At 71.8% G+C, this 17,874-nt stretch carries 13 protein-coding genes; 4 read left to right on the top strand and 9 right to left on the bottom strand.

Annotated features, from left to right (window positions below):
- Positions 1 to 69: 69 nt before the first annotated feature.
- The 3 genes from ACIRB4_RS30180 to eccE all read right to left on the bottom strand — a co-directional run bounded on the left by ACIRB4_RS30180 (position 70) and on the right by eccE (position 5,500).
- Complete coding sequence (locus ACIRB4_RS30180) at positions 70 to 3,144, bottom strand: SCO5717 family growth-regulating ATPase (protein ID WP_403295618.1); 3,075 nt, start codon at positions 3,142 to 3,144, stop codon at positions 70 to 72.
- Positions 3,145 to 3,371: 227 nt separating this feature from the next.
- Positions 3,372 to 4,184, bottom strand: coding sequence for a hypothetical protein (locus ACIRB4_RS30185; RefSeq protein ID WP_403295619.1), 813 nt, complete (start codon positions 4,182 to 4,184; stop codon positions 3,372 to 3,374).
- On the bottom strand, positions 4,184 to 5,500 hold the full coding sequence (gene eccE / locus ACIRB4_RS30190) for a type VII secretion protein EccE (RefSeq protein ID WP_403295658.1): 1,317 nt from the start codon (positions 5,498 to 5,500) through the stop codon (positions 4,184 to 4,186). Before eccE ends, ACIRB4_RS30185 begins: the two co-directional genes overlap by 1 nt.
- Positions 5,501 to 5,690: 190 nt before the next feature.
- Between eccE and eccB the strand changes: the two genes are divergently transcribed.
- The 4 genes from eccB (at position 5,691) to ACIRB4_RS30210 (ending at position 9,389) form a co-directional block, all read left to right on the top strand.
- Positions 5,691 to 7,247 (top strand): type VII secretion protein EccB, encoded by a 1,557-nt coding sequence (gene eccB / locus ACIRB4_RS30195; protein ID WP_403295620.1) that lies wholly within the window; start codon positions 5,691 to 5,693, stop codon positions 7,245 to 7,247.
- Between the two features lie 13 nt (positions 7,248 to 7,260).
- Positions 7,261 to 8,511, top strand: coding sequence for a type VII secretion-associated serine protease mycosin (gene mycP, locus ACIRB4_RS30200; RefSeq protein WP_403295621.1), 1,251 nt, complete (start codon positions 7,261 to 7,263; stop codon positions 8,509 to 8,511).
- A 189-nt stretch (positions 8,512 to 8,700) separates the two neighbouring features.
- A complete protein-coding gene (locus tag ACIRB4_RS30205; RefSeq protein ID WP_403295622.1) occupies positions 8,701 to 9,042 on the top strand; it encodes a WXG100 family type VII secretion target in 342 nt (113 codons plus the stop codon).
- Between the two features lie 50 nt (positions 9,043 to 9,092).
- A complete protein-coding gene (locus tag ACIRB4_RS30210) occupies positions 9,093 to 9,389 on the top strand; it encodes a WXG100 family type VII secretion target (protein ID WP_403295624.1) in 297 nt (98 codons plus the stop codon).
- A gap of 76 nt (positions 9,390 to 9,465) precedes the next feature.
- Here ACIRB4_RS30210 and ACIRB4_RS30215 read toward each other — a convergent pair whose 3' ends face one another.
- From ACIRB4_RS30215 to eccCa, 6 genes are all read right to left on the bottom strand, one after another.
- Positions 9,466 to 9,711, bottom strand: coding sequence for a DUF397 domain-containing protein (locus tag ACIRB4_RS30215; RefSeq protein ID WP_403295625.1), 246 nt, complete (start codon positions 9,709 to 9,711; stop codon positions 9,466 to 9,468).
- A 62-nt stretch (positions 9,712 to 9,773) separates the two neighbouring features.
- Positions 9,774 to 10,865, bottom strand: coding sequence for a type VII secretion system-associated protein (locus tag ACIRB4_RS30220; protein WP_403295626.1), 1,092 nt, complete (start codon positions 10,863 to 10,865; stop codon positions 9,774 to 9,776).
- On the bottom strand, positions 10,862 to 12,610 hold the full coding sequence (locus tag ACIRB4_RS30225) for a putative T7SS-secreted protein (RefSeq protein ID WP_403295628.1): 1,749 nt from the start codon (positions 12,608 to 12,610) through the stop codon (positions 10,862 to 10,864). The genes ACIRB4_RS30220 and ACIRB4_RS30225 overlap by 4 nt, the downstream gene beginning before the upstream one ends.
- Positions 12,610 to 13,254: a hypothetical protein gene (locus ACIRB4_RS30230; protein WP_403295629.1), complete on the bottom strand. Its 645-nt coding sequence runs from the start codon at positions 13,252 to 13,254 to the stop codon at positions 12,610 to 12,612. The genes ACIRB4_RS30225 and ACIRB4_RS30230 overlap by 1 nt, the downstream gene beginning before the upstream one ends.
- Positions 13,251 to 13,775 (bottom strand): hypothetical protein, encoded by a 525-nt coding sequence (locus tag ACIRB4_RS30235; protein WP_403295630.1) that lies wholly within the window; start codon positions 13,773 to 13,775, stop codon positions 13,251 to 13,253. The genes ACIRB4_RS30230 and ACIRB4_RS30235 overlap by 4 nt, the downstream gene beginning before the upstream one ends.
- Before the next feature lie 9 nt (positions 13,776 to 13,784).
- On the bottom strand, positions 13,785 to 17,741 hold the full coding sequence (gene eccCa / locus ACIRB4_RS30240) for a type VII secretion protein EccCa (protein ID WP_403295632.1): 3,957 nt from the start codon (positions 17,739 to 17,741) through the stop codon (positions 13,785 to 13,787).
- Positions 17,742 to 17,874 lie beyond the last annotated feature (133 nt).

The following is a 17,874-nucleotide window of genomic DNA, read 5'->3' on the forward strand; positions in this document are numbered from 1 at the left end:
GCGGGAATACAAGGAGGCTCCGCACCGGGGAACCGGTGCGGAGCCTCATTGGTCTACTCCTGTGACGCCTTACTGCTGAGGGGCTGGCGGAGCCTGCGGAGGCGTCTGCGGAGGCTGCTGCGGCCATCCGGCGGGCGGTGTGTGACCTTGCGCTTCCGCCTGCGGCTGCGGCTGCGCTTGCGGCGCCGGCGGTTGCTGCTGCCAGGCCTGGGGGACACCGGGCTGCCCGGGCTGCTGCCCCGCCTGCTGCTGCGGATAGGGCTGCTGCGGGGGGTACGGCTGCGGCTGCCCCTGCTGCGGGTACGGCTGCTGGACCGGCTGGCCCGGCTGTCCGCCGTACGGCTGACCGGGCTGCGGTGCCTGGGGAGCGTACGGCTGTCCCGGCTGCTGCGGGTACGGCTGCCCCTGCTGCGGGTACGGCTGCGCCTGCGGCTGGCCCTGCTGGCCCGGATGGCCCGGCATCGGCGGGGCCATGTGCGGCGGCATGCCGCCCTGGGCGTCACCGGTCCACAGCCCCTGCGCCTGCTGCGCCCGCACGAAGTCCTCGGCGACCATCGCCGAGAGGTTGAAGTACGCCTCTCGGGTCTTCGGCCGCATCATGTCGAGGTCGACCTCGGCGCCCGCCGCGAGATGCTCGTCGAAGGGCACCACGACGACCCCGCGGCAGCGGGTCTGGAAGTGCTGCACGATGTCATCGACCTTGATCATCTTTCCGGTCTCGCGGACCCCGGAGATGACCGTGATGGAGCGCTGCACCAGCTCCGCGTACCCGTGCGCGGAGAGCCAGTCCAGCGTCGTCGACGCGCTGGAGGCGCCGTCGACGGACGGCGTGGAGATGATGATCAGCTGATCGGCGAGATCGAGCACACCGCGCATCGCGCTGTAGAGCAGACCGGTGCCGGAGTCGGTGAGGATGACCGGGTACTGCTTGCCCAGGACGTCGATCGCCCGCCGGTAGTCCTCGTCGTTGAACGTCGTCGAGACCGCCGGGTCCACGTCGTTGGCGATGATCTCCAGACCGGAGGGCGCCTGCGAGGTGAAGCGGCGGATGTCCATGTACGAGTTCAGGTACGGGATCGCCTGCACCAGGTCCCGGATGGTGGCCCCGGTCTCGCGCCGCACACGGCGGCCGAGCGTACCGGCGTCCGGGTTGGCGTCGATCGCGAGGATCTTGTCCTGGCGCTCGGTGGCGAGCGTGGCGCCCAGCGCGGTCGTCGTCGTGGTCTTGCCGACACCGCCCTTGAGGGAGATGACCGCGATCCGGTAGCAGGACAGCACCGGCGTACGGATCAGGTCGAGCTTGCGCTGCCGCTCGGCCTCCTCCTTCTTGCCGCCGAGCTTGAAGCGGGCGGCGGCCCCTGGCGTACGGCTGGACTTCGGCTTCTGCTTGTTGTTGCGCAGCAATCGGTCGGAGGAGAGCTCGACGGCCGCGTTGTACCCGAGCGGGGCGCCCGGCACGGAACGCTCGCGCTGGTCGTGCGTGACGGCCGTGGGCCAGGCGGCCCCGGTCCGCGGATCCACCGCCGGCTGCCCGGGCTGCTGGGGCACCGGACCGTGCTGTGCGGGCACCTGCTGCTCGGGCGGCATCTGCCCGGGCTGGGGCTGGGCGCCGGGGTGGGGGAAGCCGTAGCCGCCCTGGGGGGTGGGGGGCGTGCCGGGGTGCGGGAAGCCGTACCCGCCCTGGGCGGGGGGTGCGGTGGGCTGCTGTCCGGCGCCGGGGTGGGGGAAGCCGTAGCCGCCTTGGGGGGTGGGGGGTGTGGCGGGCTGCTGGGCGGCGCCGGGATGCGGGAAGCCGTACCCGCCCTGCGGGGTGGGCGCGTGGGCGTCCGGAGCCTGGGCCTGCGGCGGCACCGGCCCCGGCGCGGGCATCGGCTGGCCGGGCTGCGGGAAGCCGTAACCACCAGGAGCGGCCTGCGGCGGTACGGGCGCCTGGGCGCCCGGCGTCCCCGGAGCGGGCCAGGACGCGGCGGCGGGCAGCGGAGCGGCCGGGGGGACCGGCTGGTCACCGGTGGGCGCGGGCCACTGCGGCGCGGCGGCGGGCGCCGCCGGCTGGAAGGACGGCGGCAGCGGCGGCAGTCCGGCGCCGCCCTGCGGGGCCCCGGGGCTCCACGGCTCGGGCGCGGCGGGCGCGCCCGGCCCGGCGTCCTGGGGAGCGCCCACGGGGGCGGTGGCGGGCGCGGAGCCCTGGGGCGCCGCGGCGGCCCCGTCGCCCGTCGCCCGTACGGCCGCATCGGTGTCCGGGGTCGCCGTACCGGCCTCTGGGTTCGTCGTACCGGCATCCGCGCTCGTCGTACCGGCCTCCGGGCCTTCCGGCTCCGCGGTGTCGCCGCCCGTGGCCTCGGGTGCCGGGCTCTCGCCCCCGCCGGACGCCTCGTCATCGGCCGCTCCCGCGGGGCGGTCGCCCGCCTGGGCGGGCTGCTCCGGCGCGGTGGCCGCGTCGGCGGCGGTCACGGACGGGTCCGCGCCTCCCGCGTGACCGTCGCCGGTCATCGCGTCGGCCTGGGGGAGGGCCGGGCTCGCGGCGGGCGATTCCGGTGTGCCGCCGTCCGAGCCGGTCGTCGCCGACGGGTCGTCCCCTCCCGGGCCGTCACCGGTCGACGCGCCGCTCGCCGCCCACTGCTCCGGGGAGCCGCCCTGCCGCGAGGCACCGTCGTCCCCCGCAGCCGGGCCCGCGCCCGTGTCGGCGTTCTCGGTCCCGGTGTTCTCCGCGCGGCCGGCGATCTCCGCCATCTCACGCTTCAGCGTCGCGGGGGAGAACCGCATCGTCGCGCCGCTCTCCAGGTCCCCGCCCCCGAAAGAGCCCCCGTCCGCCGGAGCGGCCGGAGCCGGAACGGGAGCCGAAGCCGAAGGCTCAGGAGCGGCGGCCGGGGCCGGGGCCGAAGGCGCGGCAGGAGCCGGAGCCGGCGTCCACTGAGGCTCGAAGCCGCTGCCCGCCGGCAGCCCCGGCACGGCAACGGGCGCGCCCGTCGGCGGCGGTGGGGTCACGCCCCCCGTGCCCCCGCTGCCCGACGCGTTCTGCGTGTACCAGGCCGGAGGGGTGTAGTCGATGGTGAACTCACCCGTCATCTCGGCGGGATCCGCGTCGGACTGATCATCGACGGGCGGATTCCAGCCCCCGTGGATCTCGTCCCGATCGCCGTTCACTTTGCCTCCTGGTGTGGTCGCGCACCCTTGTGCCGTCGTGGGCGGGCCCCTCCCACCCTAATCGCCAACCGCGTCGATGGGGCAGGGCGGACAACCCCTCCCCGCCCGTCCGATAGGTCACGTCTCGCCCCCAAGTGACCTGCCCCCAGCGCAGAGTGAACACGCGCGTGACCGAATGGCGATTCAAATCGGTACATAAACGGACGGACTTGAAGAGTCGGGTGCGCTCAGTCCATGCGCCGCGCGCTGCCCAACAATCCGGTCTCGGCGTCGGTCGCCTGGGTCATGACGAACTGGCGGTCACCCGGCGTACACCACAGCGTCACCCCGTCGGCCAGCGTCGACAACGCCTCCGACTCCGCACGCGGGATGCCCATGATCCGACCGATCTGAGCGGCCTCGTCCGGAGACACCCGCTGCACCCCGACCAGCGAGGACTTCTCGAGAAGACGCGGAGCCACCGGGCTCAGATAGGGCAGCAGCGTCACCACCGACTGCCAGGGGCCCGACACCACTCGGCCGCGCGGCGGCCGCATACCGCAGTCCCGCACCACGACCACCGGACTACCGGCCGAGGCACCCTGCGGCGGAACCCGTCCGACATCGTGCAGTGTGACGCACGGCTGACCGCCGCCCGCGGCCTGCGCGAGCGCCGTCCACACCGGCGCACGGCCGGTCTCCACGGCGACCCGCGCCCCCGTCGCGGCCGCGCGCAACGCCAGCACCTGCGCCGTCCACAGGCCGCCGATGAGCGTCACCTCGTACGGTGTGGGCCGGTTGATGCCCAGGACAGCGGGACGGCCCTCCGCGTCCACGCCGATGACCATGCCGTCGTCGCCGACCGGCAGGCTCAGGGCGCCGAGTTGCTCCAGCGCCACCGCGTGGCGGTCGCGGCGCGGCCCGATGAGCCCGAACCCGAACCGCGGCTTGGCGGCCCGGCCGGCACCCCGGCCCGACCGGCCGTGCCGCCCGGCACCCGTACCCGGGCCGGCACCCGTACCCGTACCGGAACCCGTACCCGTGGAAGAAGAGAACGACATCAGCGCGCACCTCCCAGCGGCAGCGAGGCCAGCATGCCGGGCACCTGTTCGCGGTCGAGCCGCACCAGACCCGTCTTCACCCCGCGTGCCGCGCGCTCCAGTTCGTGCCGGGCTGCGACCAGTTCCTCGTCGCTCCGCCCGGTGATGCGCACATGCCCGGTCACCGTCACCTCCTGACGGTCACCACCGCTCAGCGTCAGACTGAACGTCGTCGCCAGCGCCGGAAGCGAGGTCAGCAGCGCGACCAGCTGCGGCATCGACGCCCCCGCGGCGCCGCCCGCGCCACCCAGCTGGGGCCAGCGCCCCACCCAGTACGTCGTGTGCCGCCGGTCGTCCACCCGCCAGGTCCGCGCGGTCTCCTGGGTCCGGCGCGCCTGCGCCTGGCCGCGGCCGGCCTGCGCTATGGCCATCGGGCTCGCGCACGTCGACGTGGCGATCGCCCCCGTCAGCTCCTGCTCGGTGAGCACCGTCGCCCGGAACCCGGCGCCCGCCAGCCGGCTCGCCAACTGGTCCGCCGCCCGCACCACGCACTTCTGCGCGCCCTCCATGCCGCCACCGCGCGCGGCGACCGCCTCCGGGCACAGCTCCGGGTCGAGCTTCAGCGCGACCCAGGTGATCCGCAGCGCGGGGGAACCCGTCTGCGCCTGCAGCGGCGCGTAGTTGCGCGCCGCCATCGACTGCGCCGGCAGATGCGGCGCGGGCGCGGGCTGGGTGTGCTGCACGATCTGCGCGGACTCCAGCCGGATGCCGTCGACCTCCAGCACGTCCCGTACCAGCGCGACGGGCAGCGGCCGCGCCGAGCGGTCCGGGCGGAGCGCCGTGCCGTCCGACTCGACCCGCACCACCACGGTGAGGAACGTGCCGTCACCGATCATCCCGACCGGCCGGCGGTCCCGGTCGCTGTACGCGTAGGTCCGCAGCGCGGGATCGCACTCCACCACCGGCGCGAGACCCGGCTCCGTGCCCTCCGGCACCGAGAGTGAGGCGGCCCGGCGCGTCCGGGCGCGCAGGGCGAGATAGGTCCCGAGCCACTCCGGCAGCGACCGGCGGTGCCGGCGCACCACCGCGAGCAGCACCAGCAGCGCCGCGACCGCACCCGCCGGGACCAGCAACAACGGCTCGACGACCCACGCCACGAGCAGCAGCGCCGCCGCGACCTCGATCAGCACCAGCTGTTGCAATCGGAACGATCCGAAGTGTCCCGGGCGTGCCTGCAGGCGTGGAGCCACCGAGGCCGGTGCCCCGCCCTGCGGCTGCGCCGGGAGCGCGGAGGAGGGTGCGGCCGCCGCGGGCCGCGTCCGCGTCGCGGATGCCATCATGGAGAATCCCCCCAATTCGTCCCGATCACCCTGGCCCGCCAGGGCTTTGGCGGCTGGATCACCCTACCCGCCCCACACGCACTGCCGGACAGCAGGCATAGTAGGGGGCCGGTCCGACAGCCGGAGCCCGGGTGCCATGCTCCCCGGTCTCTCGTGTGAAGACTGCGTCTGACGAATATGGGGACTCATGGCATCACGGCGGGATGAGCTCAACGCGTACACCTTTGCGAAGAAGCGCACGGTGGCCGCATTCCTCCAACCCTCGCCCTCGGGTACGGAGGAGGGGGCGCCGAGGCCGCTGCGCGCGGTCGTGCCCGGCCTGATCGTCGGCGCCCTGGTGCTCGCCGGTTTCGGTGCCTGGGGCATGTTCAGTCCCAAGGCGCCCAAGGGCTGGGACAAGCCGGGCACCAAGGTGATCGTCGGCAAGCAGTCGACCACCCGCTACGTCGTGCTCTCCACCGGCAAGGGCAAGAACAAGAAGACCCTGCTGCACCCCGTCCTCAACCTCGCCTCCGCCCGCCTGCTGCTCACCCCGCAGGAGTTCGCGGTCATCCAGGTCGACGACTCCACCCTCGACAAGGGGAATCCGCCGCGCGGACCGATCCTCGGCATCCCCTACGCGCCCGACCGGCTCCCGGCCGCGGGCGAGGCCGGCAAGGCCAAGCGCTGGGCCGTGTGCGAACAGCCCGGCGGCGGGGCCGGAGGCAGCGTGCAGAAGGCCACCTTCGTCTTCGCGGAGCGGGACTTCCACCGCACCGAGGGCAAGGGGCAGAAGCTCGCCGACGGACAGATCATGTACGTCAAGGGCCAGAAGGACAGCGCCCGCTACCTCGTCGACCACGCCGGTACGAAGTACCTGGTGCCCGGCACGCCCGACGAGTCCGCCGGACTCACCACCGCCCTCGTCGGCCTTCAGAAGGAACCGCAGTCCGTCACCGACGACTGGCTCGCCACCCTGCACACCGGCAGCCCCGTCGAGTTCCCACGGGTCCCCGGCAAGGTCGGCGACCCGGCGGGCATCGGCGGCGGCCTGACCAAGACCGAGGACCGGGTGGGCATGGTCCTGATCGCCCAGACCGGTTCCGGGCCGCAGCACTACGTGGTCCTGCCCGGCAAGGTCCAGCCGGTCTCCGAGTTCACCGCCTGGCTGCTGATCAACTCCCCGCAGACCGACACCCTCGACATGGACGGCCGGGCGACCGCCGTCGACGCCGCCTCCTTCGTCCCGGACGCCGCCACCTTCGCCGCTCAGTACCGCTGGCCGACCCGCAAGTCCACCCAGGTCAACGCCGCCGGCGGCGCGGGCGCCCGCGACACCGTGTGCAGCGTCCTCAACAGCGTGGACGACAAGGGCAGGACCACCCTGACCACCTGGGCCGGTACGAAGTACCCGGCCGAGATCACCGCCGGCGGCACCAGCACCTATGTGACGCCCGGCAGCGGCCTGCTCTACACCCAGGTCCAGGGCAACCAGACCAAGCCCGACGGCTCGCTCTTCCTGGTCACCGACACCGGCCTGCGCTACGCGGTCCAGGCGAACGGCGACAGCGACGCCGCGCGCTCCGACATCGGCACGGGCGACCAGGACAAGCAGACCGACGGCCGCCCGGAACCGAGCGAAGCGCAGACGCGTCTGGGCTACGAGAAGGTCACACCGGTCCTCGTCCCGATCACGTGGTCGGAGTTCCTGTCCAAGGGACCGCGACTCGACACCAACAGCGCGCGTCAGCCGCAGGGTTCGTAAGGGGGTGGCACCGGTGACGTACCGAACGGCGGCCCTCCTCACCGCCACCGTCCTGACGGGCCTGCTCGCCGCCCCGCCGGCCGCCGTCGCGGCCGGGGAACCGCGAGACCTCTCCGTCGACGGCAGCGGCGAGTGCACCTTCCCCATGAAGAAGCAGATCGAGGGCATCCCCTGGTCGCTCCAGCGGGTCCTCCTCGACGAGCTCTGGCAGGACACCAAGGGCAAGGGCATCAGGGTCGCGGTCATCGACACGGGAGTCGACGACGTCAACCCGCAGCTGAAGACCGCGGTGGACGCCAAGGCCGGCAAGGACTATCTGAAGCCCGACAAGAACAACCCGGGCCCCGGCGACGAACAGCGCGGCAAGACCGACGGCACGGTCGACCTGGTCGGCCACGGCACCAAGGTGGCCGGCATCATCGCCGCCCGGCCCCGCCCCGGCACCGGCTTCGTCGGCCTGGCGCCCGAGGCCACGATCATCCCGATCCGCCAGAACGACGAGAAGAACAGCGGCAAGTCCGACACCATGGCGCAGGCGATCGACCACGCCGTCGCCAAGGGCGCCCATGTCATCAACATCTCGCAGGACACCACCCAGCCGCTGAGCACCGACTCGGCGATGGGCAGGGCGGTGGCCCGCGCACTGAAGGCGAAGGTCGTCGTCGTCGCCTCGGCCGGCAACGACGGCATGGACGGCAAGCTCAAGAACACCTACCCCGCGGCCTTCCCCGGCGTGCTCGCCGTCGCCTCCTCCGACCGCAACAACGAACGCGCCGTGTTCTCCCAGTCCGGCACCTTCGTGGGCGTCGCGGCGCCGGGCGTCGACATGGTCTCCACCGTCCCCGGCGGCGGCCAGTGCGTCGACAACGGCACCAGCTTCTCCGCCCCGTACGTCTCCGGGGTCGCGGCCCTGCTCCGCGCCAAGTACCCCGACTGGACCCCCGCCCAGATCGTCGCCCGTATCGAACAGACCGCCGTACGGTCCGTCAACGGCCGCGACAACCACGTGGGTTGGGGCGTCGTCGACCCGGTCAGGGCACTCGCCGACGGAGCCGTCCCGCAGAACGCCCCCACGCCGGACCCGGGCCCACCCAAGCCGCCCGCGCCCGAACCGGCCCACCTGGCGCTGACGGAGACGCCGCAGGAACGCACCGAACGACTCGCCACCTATGCCCTCGGCATCGGCGGCGTGCTGGTGGCGGTGGTCGCCGGGACCGCCACCGTGATCCGTGACAGCAGGCGCCGCCACGGAGCCGCCCGGTGACCCGATCCGCCAAGTACCAGTTCTGTCCTTTGCAGTTGGAACTGTCGTACCAAATGGCTAGAGTGGCGGTCGGGGGCACGGCAGTGTGACCCAGCACGGGGGCGGCATCAAGAGATACCCGTCCGTACCACGACCGGAGGGCCCGACGGCAGCGACCGTCGAGACGCCACCGAAGGAAGAAGGGGCAAGATGTCGAACACAGACCTGAACGTAACCAGTGCCGAACAGATCAAGCTCGCCGGCCGGATCCAGGACTTCCACGACGAGCTGCAGGCACGCATCACCTCGCTCAACGGCGTCGTGGACCGCATTCAGGCCGGCTGGCAGGGTGCGGCCAGCAAGGAGTACGACCGGGTCCAGAACGACCTGAACCTGCGCCTGCGCAACATGCGCGTCGAGCTGGTCAAGCTCGAAGAGGTCATGCGGATGAGCGCGGACGGCTTCACGCGTGAGGAGGAGGACCGTATCCGGTCCTTCCGCAAGATGGACGACACCAGCAGCGGCCAGAGCGCCATCCTCGGCATGGCCTGATCCTTCGGGCCGGACTCTCCTTCACGTCTCTCACTCCAGGAGCCAAGAACATGACCACTGCCGTCAATTACGACACCGTGACGCAGGCGGCGGGCGACGTCCGCCTCACCTCCACGCAGCTCAGCCAGAAGCTCGAGGACCTCATGGCCGAGGTCAACCGCGTCGCCTCCAACTGGGACGGTGAGGCGAAGATCGCGTACCGCGAGAGCCAGGACCGTCTCACGCGCGACATGGGCGGCATGAACCAGGACCTGATGCGCATCGCGCAGCTGCTCGACGAGTCCGTCATCGGCTACCGGGACACCGACAAGGGCAACGCCGCCCGGTTCCGCATGAACATGGGCTGAGACGCCGACGACATACGTGAGGGGGTGGCCGCCGTTCGGCGGGCCACCCCCTCATGCGTATGCGCTGCAAGCGGTGCTAGCGGAGATCGAACTCCCCGTCACGTGCCCCGAGTACGAAGGCGTCCCACTCGGCCTTCGTGTACCGCAGCACGGTGTCCTTGTCGAGCGAGGACCGCATCGCCACCGCCCCCTCCGGCAGATACGCGATCTCCACCCGCTCCTCGTCCGGCGACGTCCCGGGGGCGCCGTGCCACTCGACGCCCGAGATGTCGAGCGCGTAGAGCTCTTCCTTCTGACGTTCCTTCTCACTGGCGTCGGCCATCGGCGCGATCCCTATCTGTGCTGTGCACGAGCCCGGTGCGGTGGACAAGCTTGTGGATCAGCCTAGTGGCCGAGCCGCTCCGCCGCGGCCCGTACGTCGGAGACGGGAACCCGCACGGAGACCCGGCCACCGGGGTTGAGCTTGAGCGCCAGATCGGGCGGGAGCACACGGGCCAACTCCGCGCCGTTCACCGGGCGCAGCCGAGGCACGTGCGCCGGAGCGTGGTCGGGGTGGGTGAGCACCGGGACGAACCGGCCGTCGGCGTCCGTGTAGACGGCGATGTCCGCGCCCTCGTCCGGCAGGTACACCGTCGCCGCCGCGAGCGCCCCGGGAACCGCCTCGTCGGGTCCGTGCCCGCTCGCCGCGAGCTGCAGGGACGCGTCCACGGGATCGGTCGGCCGCGGCCAGCCCAGACTCACGGGGGAGGGGCGGTAGCCCGGGTTGCGCTGGAACGCTCCGGGCTCTCCGTGCGCGTCCACCTGCCAGGCCCCGATCACGGCGAAGGGAGGCACCTCCCCGGCCGGGTCGTACATCGGGTCGATCGAGTACAGCCATGTGCCCGGCGCCCGCCGCGCCTGCGCCCGCAGCTCCGCGGTGAGTTCCGGCACGGGCCGCTCCGGTGGCTCCGCACCCTGCCGATGCGGAGGCTGCGGCTGAGCCTGCGGCTGGGGTTGGGCCTGTGTCGCGGCCTGTGCCTCGGGTTGGTCCTGGGCGCGCCGCTCCGCCGCCCGACGGTCCCACTCGTCCATCAGCCTTCGGTAGGCGGCCTCCTGCTGCTCGACGCTCAGCACGCTCTCGACCGGAGCGTCGTCGAAGAGACCGACCGTGTTCTCGGGGTCGGCGGGCTCACCGGGTCTCAGCACATACGCCCGGTCGCTCCCGCTGCCGGCCAGCATTCCGCTCTGCCGCACCTCCGCCCGGGCCCCGTTGACGGCCAGCAGCCAGCCACTGCCCTCCAGACGGAGCCGTGCGTCCCGCAGCGCCCCGGACAGGTCCCTGCCCCGGGCCGACGCCGATCCCCACGGCCCGGTCGCCTCGACGCCGTACGGCATGGGCAGCGCGTCGTCGATCCACCACCGCACGGTGCACCGCACCCGCTCGGTGCCGCGCACGGCGGTGGCGTCGTCGCGGCTGCCCAGCAGCCTCTCGCTCATTGCGTCCATCCAGGGGGTAGCAGACTGTTCGGTGGTGCGGGGGGCGGCGGGGAAGCCGAGCCGCCGGCCCCGGCATGCGGGTTGTAGTGCGGATTGGGTGTGTACTGCGTCGTCCCGTCGGGAAGTTTCTCCCAGGCGCCCTTGATGTTCTCCGTCCGCACGCCGCCCGGGAAGGCGATCTCCTTCTCATTGGCGAAGATATTGTCCGGAATGGACGCGTTGACATCGATACCGCCGGGAGCGTCGATGTCGTACCGGTAGCGCGACCCCCAGCCCAGGTCGGGGTCGCGGGTGGTGCCCACGTACACCGAGTGGTCGTTGTGCCGCACATAGCCGTCGAGATCCGTGTTGTGGTTGTTCCACGGCTTGAACCCGTCCCGGAAGATCTCGTCCGGCGCCCGGTCGTCATTGCGCCACAGCGGCTCGTCCGTCGTACGCCACACTGCGTGGTCCGGGATCTTCGAGACGTCGACGGACCGGTCGGCGGCCGCGTGCAGCTTGTCGTGGACCGTGGGCGGGTGACTCGGCGGATCCGGGACCCGCTGGGCCGGAATGTCGTCGAGCCCCTTGCGCGCCGCGTTGTCGAGAGCCGCCTCCGCGCCCTCCTTGACGCCGACCCGGATACCGGTACGGACCGTACCCAGGCCCTTCGTGCCGAGGATCTCGGGAAGCAGCCGCCCGATGCCCTCGCTCGGGTCCTTCTTGAAGGAGTCGATCAGGGCGGCGGGCACACGCTCCGGGTGCGCCGCGGTGGACACCAGCCCGGCCAGCGTCATGTTGACGTTCTGCATGTACTGCGCCGGGTGCGTGATGTTGTACGGGTCCAGAGGGTTCAGGCCCCGGGCGAAGTTGAGGATCCCCGCCGTCCCCTTGATCACGCCTCCGGCGACGTGCAGGGTCTCGACGTTGAGCGCGCCGTAGGCGTCGATGGCGTTCGACGCGAGGCGGTTCGAGGCCGGCGGCTCCTGGGGCGCGTGCGCCAGCGCCGCGCGTACCGCCTTCTCCGCGGCCGACGCGGCCTCGTTGCGCTGGCGCCTGGCTTCCTTGAGGGTCTCTTGCGCCTGATCCCGTTCCGCCTTGCCCGGATCGGTGAAGGGCTCGGGTCGCGGGCCGGGGTCCCTGCCCTCCTTCACGGCCGCGTTGTAGGTGTCGACCTTGCCGTTGTAGGCGTCGACGGCCTTCTTCGACGTCTCCTCGCCGCGCTTGTACAGCTCGATGGCTTCTTTGGCCTTCCCCTGGGCCCAGACCACCGTCTCCGCGTACCGCGTGAGCGCGCTGCCCGCCGTCTCGCAGGCGTCGGCGGCATGCAGCCACTTGGTGGGCTCCATCGCCAGCTTGGCGCGGAAGGCGTTCCCCGACTCGCCCTTCCAGCCGTTCGAGTCGAGCGTGCGCATGCCCCGGCCCACCTGGTCGAACGCCCGTTGGAAGTCCTTGAGATGGGTGGCCACCTCCCGGAGCTTGTCCGGCTTGCCGTGGATCAGCTCGTTGGCCTCCTGGGTCTGGCCGAGCTGCTGCTCGCCGACCGAGGCGCCGAGGCTGGAGGCGGTGTCGTCGCCCCAGTCCGTGACCTTGTCGGCGATGCCCTCGGCGCCGACGCGCTCCAGGCCCTCGCCGATCAGATCGGTGCCCTTGTCGATGCCGGTGCCGATGACCTTCTTGCCCGCCTCCACACCGTCCTCGATGGCGCCGAGACCGCTGTCGAGGAGGTTCTTGCCGCCGCTGACGATTCCGCCGAAATCCACCATCAGCGCTGCCCACCCTGCTGCTCGGCGGCCTTCGCGCGCTCCTCCGGCGGCGGTCCGAACGTCTCCCGCATCCCGGTGTTCATCTCGTCACGCAGTCCGGCCGCGTCGATGATCCTGTTGGCCGGAACCGTGCTGGAGGTCGAGACGTCCCAGGCGGTGTCCTTCCACGCCTGCTCGCTGTTCTCCCGCGCGGTGTCGAAGGACTCCTTGCTGTAGTCGGCGTCACGGATGTGCGTGAACGTGTTGCTCGACAGCACGTCTCCCCAGTCCTTCTGGGTGATCTCGTCCTCGGTGGCGTACGGATTGCCCATCGCGGAGTTCGTCAGCACCTTGAAAGCGCCGGAGATGTACTGCTCCTGTTCGTGGAACACACCCGCCGAAAGACCCGTCAGTTCGGCGAAGAGGGTTCCCTTCTGCACCAGGGAGCGCACACCCCACTCCCATCGCTCGCAGTACGTCTTCATGGCGCCGGCCAGCCCGTCGTGCCCCGTCTCCATGCCCGAGAGCTGGAGATCGGAGAACCCGCGGCCCATGCTCGCCTCGCCCACCATCCCGAGCTCCTTGAGCTCGGAGAGGGTGCCTGTGATGCCCTTGGTGATCTGGGCCAGCGCCTCCTGCGACGCCGCGAGATCCGGATCCGTCACGACCTACGGCCCCCTTGTCCGTCCACGTCGACCGCCACCCCGTCGGGCACGATCCCCCGCACCGGCGGGAACACGGCCCCGCCGGGACTGCCGGCGTCCAGCGCCACCCCGCACGGCGAGGCGACGGCGGGCACCACATCGTCCAGCAGCCGGGAGCCCAGCACCCGGCGGTACGTCCACTCCCCGGCCTCCTCGCCGCGCGCCTGCGCGAACCGGGCGAGCGCGGCCTCGTCGGAGAACGCGCAGATCCAGGCGATCCCTCCGAAGTCCGCGGTCCACAGTCCGCCCGCCGTGTCCAGCGGCACGAGGACGGCCGAGGAGCGAAAGTGCGCCAGCCGTTCGAGGACGGCCTCGCGGACCGCCGCGGCCGCGGCGGCGTCGAGGGGCGCCTCCCCGCCGTCCCCGTCCGGGGCGACCGGGCCCCGCGCCGGCCGGCCGGGAGGCGGCGCTCCCGCCGAGCCCTTGAGCACCCGCTCGGCGGACTCGCCCCGCACCTGCCCCCACAACTCGTCGAAACTCATGAGCGCTCCCTAGTGCTGGTCCGGCAGCCAACCGAGCTGCACCAGCGGGTTGCCCCGCTTACGGGAGACGAATGTGCCACGCCCCGGCGGCATGGGCCGTGCCCGGACGTTGCCCAGGATGTCGCCCTCGCCCGGGTCACCGGAGAGGATGACGCCCTGCGCGCCCAGCTCCTTCGCGCGCTGCATGAACGGCTCGTACATCGCCCTCGACGCGCCCGCGGCGCTGCGCGCCACGATGAACCGGATGCCGACGTCCCGTGCGAACGGCAGGTTCTCCACCAGGACCTGCAGCGGATTGCCCGAGTTCGTGGCCACCAGCTCGAAGTCGTCGATGAGGACGTACAGTTGCGGGCCGGTCCACCAGCTGCGGTCCCGCAGCTGCTGCGGGGTGATGTCGGGCTTCGGCGCCCGCTTCGTCATCACCGTGTTGATCGCTTCCATGTGCATCTGCATGGCGGAGGCCATCGGCGCGTACTCCAGCAGATGCGACGGCGCGACCGCCTCCAGCATCGTGCGCCGGTAGTCGCCGACCACGATCCGTGCCTGCTCCGGGGTGTACCGCTCGCACAGCTGCTTGGCGATCAGCCGCAGCAGCCCCGTCTTGCCGGACTCGCTCTCACCGAAGATCAGGAAGAACGGGTCCGTCTCGAAGTCGACGAACACCGGCTCCAGGTTCGTCTCGTCGATACCGATCGCGACGCCGTGCTGCGGATACTCGAAGCCCTTCGGCAGCTGCTCCGCCGGCAGCCGCCGCGGCAGCAGCCGTACGGCGGGGGCGGGAGCGCCGGTCCAGGCGCTCTTCGCCGCCTGCACGAACGCCGCCGTGCCGTCCGACAGGTCCACCGACGAACTCGATCCGTCGATCCGCGGCAACGCGCCCATGAAGTGCAGCTTCTCCGGCACCTGACCACGGCCCGGGACGCCCGGCGGGACGTTCGCCGCGACCTTCCGGTCGAACTCGGAGTCCATGACGTCACCGAGCCGCAGCTCCAGACGCCCCAGCATCTGGTCCTTCAGCGCGGCACGCACCTCCATGTAACGGGCCGCGGTGATCACGACGTGGATGCCGTAGCCCAGACCGCGCGCCGCGATGTCGGAGACGACCGGCTCCAGCATGTCGTACTCGCTCCGGAACCCACCCCAGCCGTCGATCACCAAAAACACATCGCCCCACGCCTCGCCCGGCAGCTCGCCCGCCGCCCGCTTGCGGCGGTACGTGGCGATCGAGTCGATGGAGTGCGACCGGAAGAACTCCTCGCGCCGGTTCAGCACGCCCAGGACCTCCGCGACCGTCCGGCGCACCCGCTCAGGGTCCAGTCGTGACGCGACCCCGCCGACATGCGGCAGGTCCGCCAGCGACACCATGCCGCCGCCGCCGAAGTCCAGGGCGTAGAACTGCACTTCCCGCGGGGTGTGGGTGAGCGCGAACGACGAGATCAGCGTCCGCATCAGCGTCGACTTGCCGGACTGCGGGCCGCCGACCACCATCATGTGGCCCGCCGCACCGGAGAAGTCCCGGTACAGCACCTCGCGGCGCTGCTCGAAGGGCTTGTCGATGAGGCCCAGCGGCACGGTCAGACCGCCCGGGCGCGTGTACTCCGTCGCCGTCAGGCCGCGGTCCGCCGTCTGCGCGAGACCCGGCAGGAGCTGGTCGAGCGAGGGCGCCTGGTCCAGCGGCGGCAGCCACACCTGGTGGGCCGGCACACCCTGCCCCTCCAGACGGCGCACGATGACGTCCAGGACGGTGTCCGCGAGGGCGTCGTCCTCCTCCTCGCGCTGCGCCGTCAGATACGCCGGGTCCGGCGCCGCGTACACCACCGGCACCGGCGAGGCCGTGAACAGCGCCGGCCGCCGCTCGATGGGCAACTGTCCGGCCGTCAGCCGCGGCCCGCCCGTCCGGTACGTACCGGAGACGTACGCCGCCTTGAAGCGGGTCATCTCGTCCGTACCGAACTTCAGATAGCCCGAGCCCGGCACCGACGGCAGGTGGTACGCGTCCGGGACGCCGATCGCCGTACGCGACTCGGCCGCCGAGAACGTCCGCAGACCGATCCGGTACGACAGGTAGGTGTCCAGGCCCCGGAGCTTGCCCTCCTCCAGGCGCTGCGAGGCCAGCAGCAGATGCACACCCAGCGAACGGCCGATACGGCCGATCTGGATGAACATGTCGATGAAGTCGGGCTTGGCGGTGAGCAGCTCGGAGAACTCGTCGATGACCAGGACCAGCGAGGCCAGCGGCTCCAGCGGCGCACCGGCCGCGCGCGCCTTCTCGTAGTCGTGGATGTTGGCGTAGTTGCCCGCCGAGCGCAGCAGCTCCTGCCGGCGCTGGAGCTCACCGCGGATCGCGTCGCCCATGCGGTCGACCAGCGTCAGGTCGTCGGCGAGGTTGGTGATGACGGCCGCGACGTGCGGCATCTGGGACATACCCGCGAAGGTCGCACCGCCCTTGAAGTCCGCCAGGACGAAGTTCAGCGTCTCCGAGGAGTGCGTCACCGCCAGACCGAGGACCAGCGTCCGCAGCAGCTCCGACTTTCCCGAACCGGTCGCGCCCACGCACAGTCCGTGCGGGCCCATGCCCTCCTGCGCGGCCTCCTTGAGGTCCAGCATGACCGGCTGGCCGTCCTCGCCGACACCGATCGGCACCCGCAGCCGCTCGGCCACCGACCGGGGCCGCCAGGTCCGCGCCACGTCCACCGACGCCGCGTCGCCGAGGTTCAGCAGATCCGTGAAGTCCAGGTTGGCGAGCAGGGGTTCGTCGTCGTCCCCGCCGCCCATCCGCAGCGGCGCGAGCTGCCGGGCCAGCGCCTCGGCGGCCGGCAGCGAGATCCCGTCCGGCACACCCTCGTAGGCGAAACCGCCGCCCGACTCCAGGCGCAGCCGCCCCGGCCGTACCACCACCGACAGGCCGCCACGCGGCTCGTCGAGCTCACCGGAGACGACCTCGACGATGGTCACGCCCTGCAGGCCCTCCGGCGCCGCGAACAGCGAGTCCGGCGGCACCATCCCACCGTCCAGGACGACGACGACATGCGGCTGGTCGAGCACCGGCTGGTTGTCCCGGCTGAACCGCGGCCGCCCGTCGAGCCGGGAGCGGATCATCTGCTCCAGCTCACCGAGGTCGTCGCCGAACAGGCGCTTCGTGCCCGCCCCGTCGACCTGCCCCGGCACCTGCGTGTGCGGCAGCCACTTCGTCCAGTCCCAGCGCTCCTGCGCGCCCCGCGCCGCCACCACCGCGACCATCATGTCGTCGGGGGAGTGCAGCGTCACCAACTGGGCCACCAGACCACGCGCCGCCGCCTGAGCCGCCTCCGGCTCACCGGAGACCGTCACGTGGTAGAAGGCGCGCATCGAGACCGCCATGGGCAGCCCGTCCAACGAACCGTGCACCGCGAGGAACTGCTGCATCGCACCCGCACACAGCGGCTCCAGCTCGTCCACCGGAGCCGTGTCCGGCGCCACCAGCGGCGTCGACAACTGCTGGGCGCCGAGCCCGATCCGCACCTGGGCGAAGTCCTTGTCACCGACCCGGCGTTCCCACACCCGCGAGCCCTCGGCCACGACGGACCACAACTGCTCGGGCGAGGGGTGCAGATACAACTGCGCGTCACGCTGCTTGCGCGCCGTGCGCCGGACCGTACGCCGGGTCTGCGCGAGGTATTTGAGATAGTCGCGCCGGACATCGGCAATTTGCCCCTGCGTACCCTTCCGGAACCGCACGAGCTGCGCGATGAGCATCGCGACCGTGGACACCAGCATCAGCATGCCCATGATGCGCATGAACGGATGAGCGCCCGGCATGAAGAAGAAGACCACCGACGAACCCATGCCGAGCATCGGCAGGAGCTGCATCAGAATGCCCTCCTGCTGACCCCGCGGCAGTTCGGGCGGGGACTCCAGGACCAGTTCCTCGCTGGGTACTTCCGGAGGAAGGGACCTCGGCGGGCGTTTGACGACGATCTGGCTCACCGGCGCATCAATCCCTCGTTACGGGCGGACTTCGTGCGGGAGTTCCGCACCGGCGCCCCCGTCGGCGACGGCCTCCCCCAGAGACGGCGATCCTACTTGCAGCGACCACCACCCGTCCCCGGTAGGGTGACCC

The organism is Streptomyces sp. NPDC093600 (assembly GCF_044764755.1).
In the GTDB taxonomy this organism is placed as follows: Bacteria; Actinomycetota; Actinomycetes; order Streptomycetales; family Streptomycetaceae; genus Streptomyces.

Coding starts and splice junctions, on each gene's coding strand:
- ACIRB4_RS30185 (WP_403295619.1), bottom strand. CDS start 4,184: ATGTCGTTCTCTTCTTCCACGGGTACGGGTTCCGGTACGGGTACGGGT.
- eccE (WP_403295658.1), bottom strand. CDS start 5,500: ATGGCATCCGCGACGCGGACGCGGCCCGCGGCGGCCGCACCCTCCTCC.
- eccB (WP_403295620.1), top strand. CDS start 5,691: ATGGCATCACGGCGGGATGAGCTCAACGCGTACACCTTTGCGAAGAAG.
- ACIRB4_RS30205 (WP_403295622.1), top strand. CDS start 8,701: ATGTCGAACACAGACCTGAACGTAACCAGTGCCGAACAGATCAAGCTC.
- ACIRB4_RS30210 (WP_403295624.1), top strand. CDS start 9,093: ATGACCACTGCCGTCAATTACGACACCGTGACGCAGGCGGCGGGCGAC.
- ACIRB4_RS30215 (WP_403295625.1), bottom strand. CDS start 9,711: ATGGCCGACGCCAGTGAGAAGGAACGTCAGAAGGAAGAGCTCTACGCG.
- ACIRB4_RS30220 (WP_403295626.1), bottom strand. CDS start 10,865: ATGAGCGAGAGGCTGCTGGGCAGCCGCGACGACGCCACCGCCGTGCGC.
- ACIRB4_RS30225 (WP_403295628.1), bottom strand. CDS start 12,610: ATGGTGGATTTCGGCGGAATCGTCAGCGGCGGCAAGAACCTCCTCGAC.
- ACIRB4_RS30235 (WP_403295630.1), bottom strand. CDS start 13,775: ATGAGTTTCGACGAGTTGTGGGGGCAGGTGCGGGGCGAGTCCGCCGAG.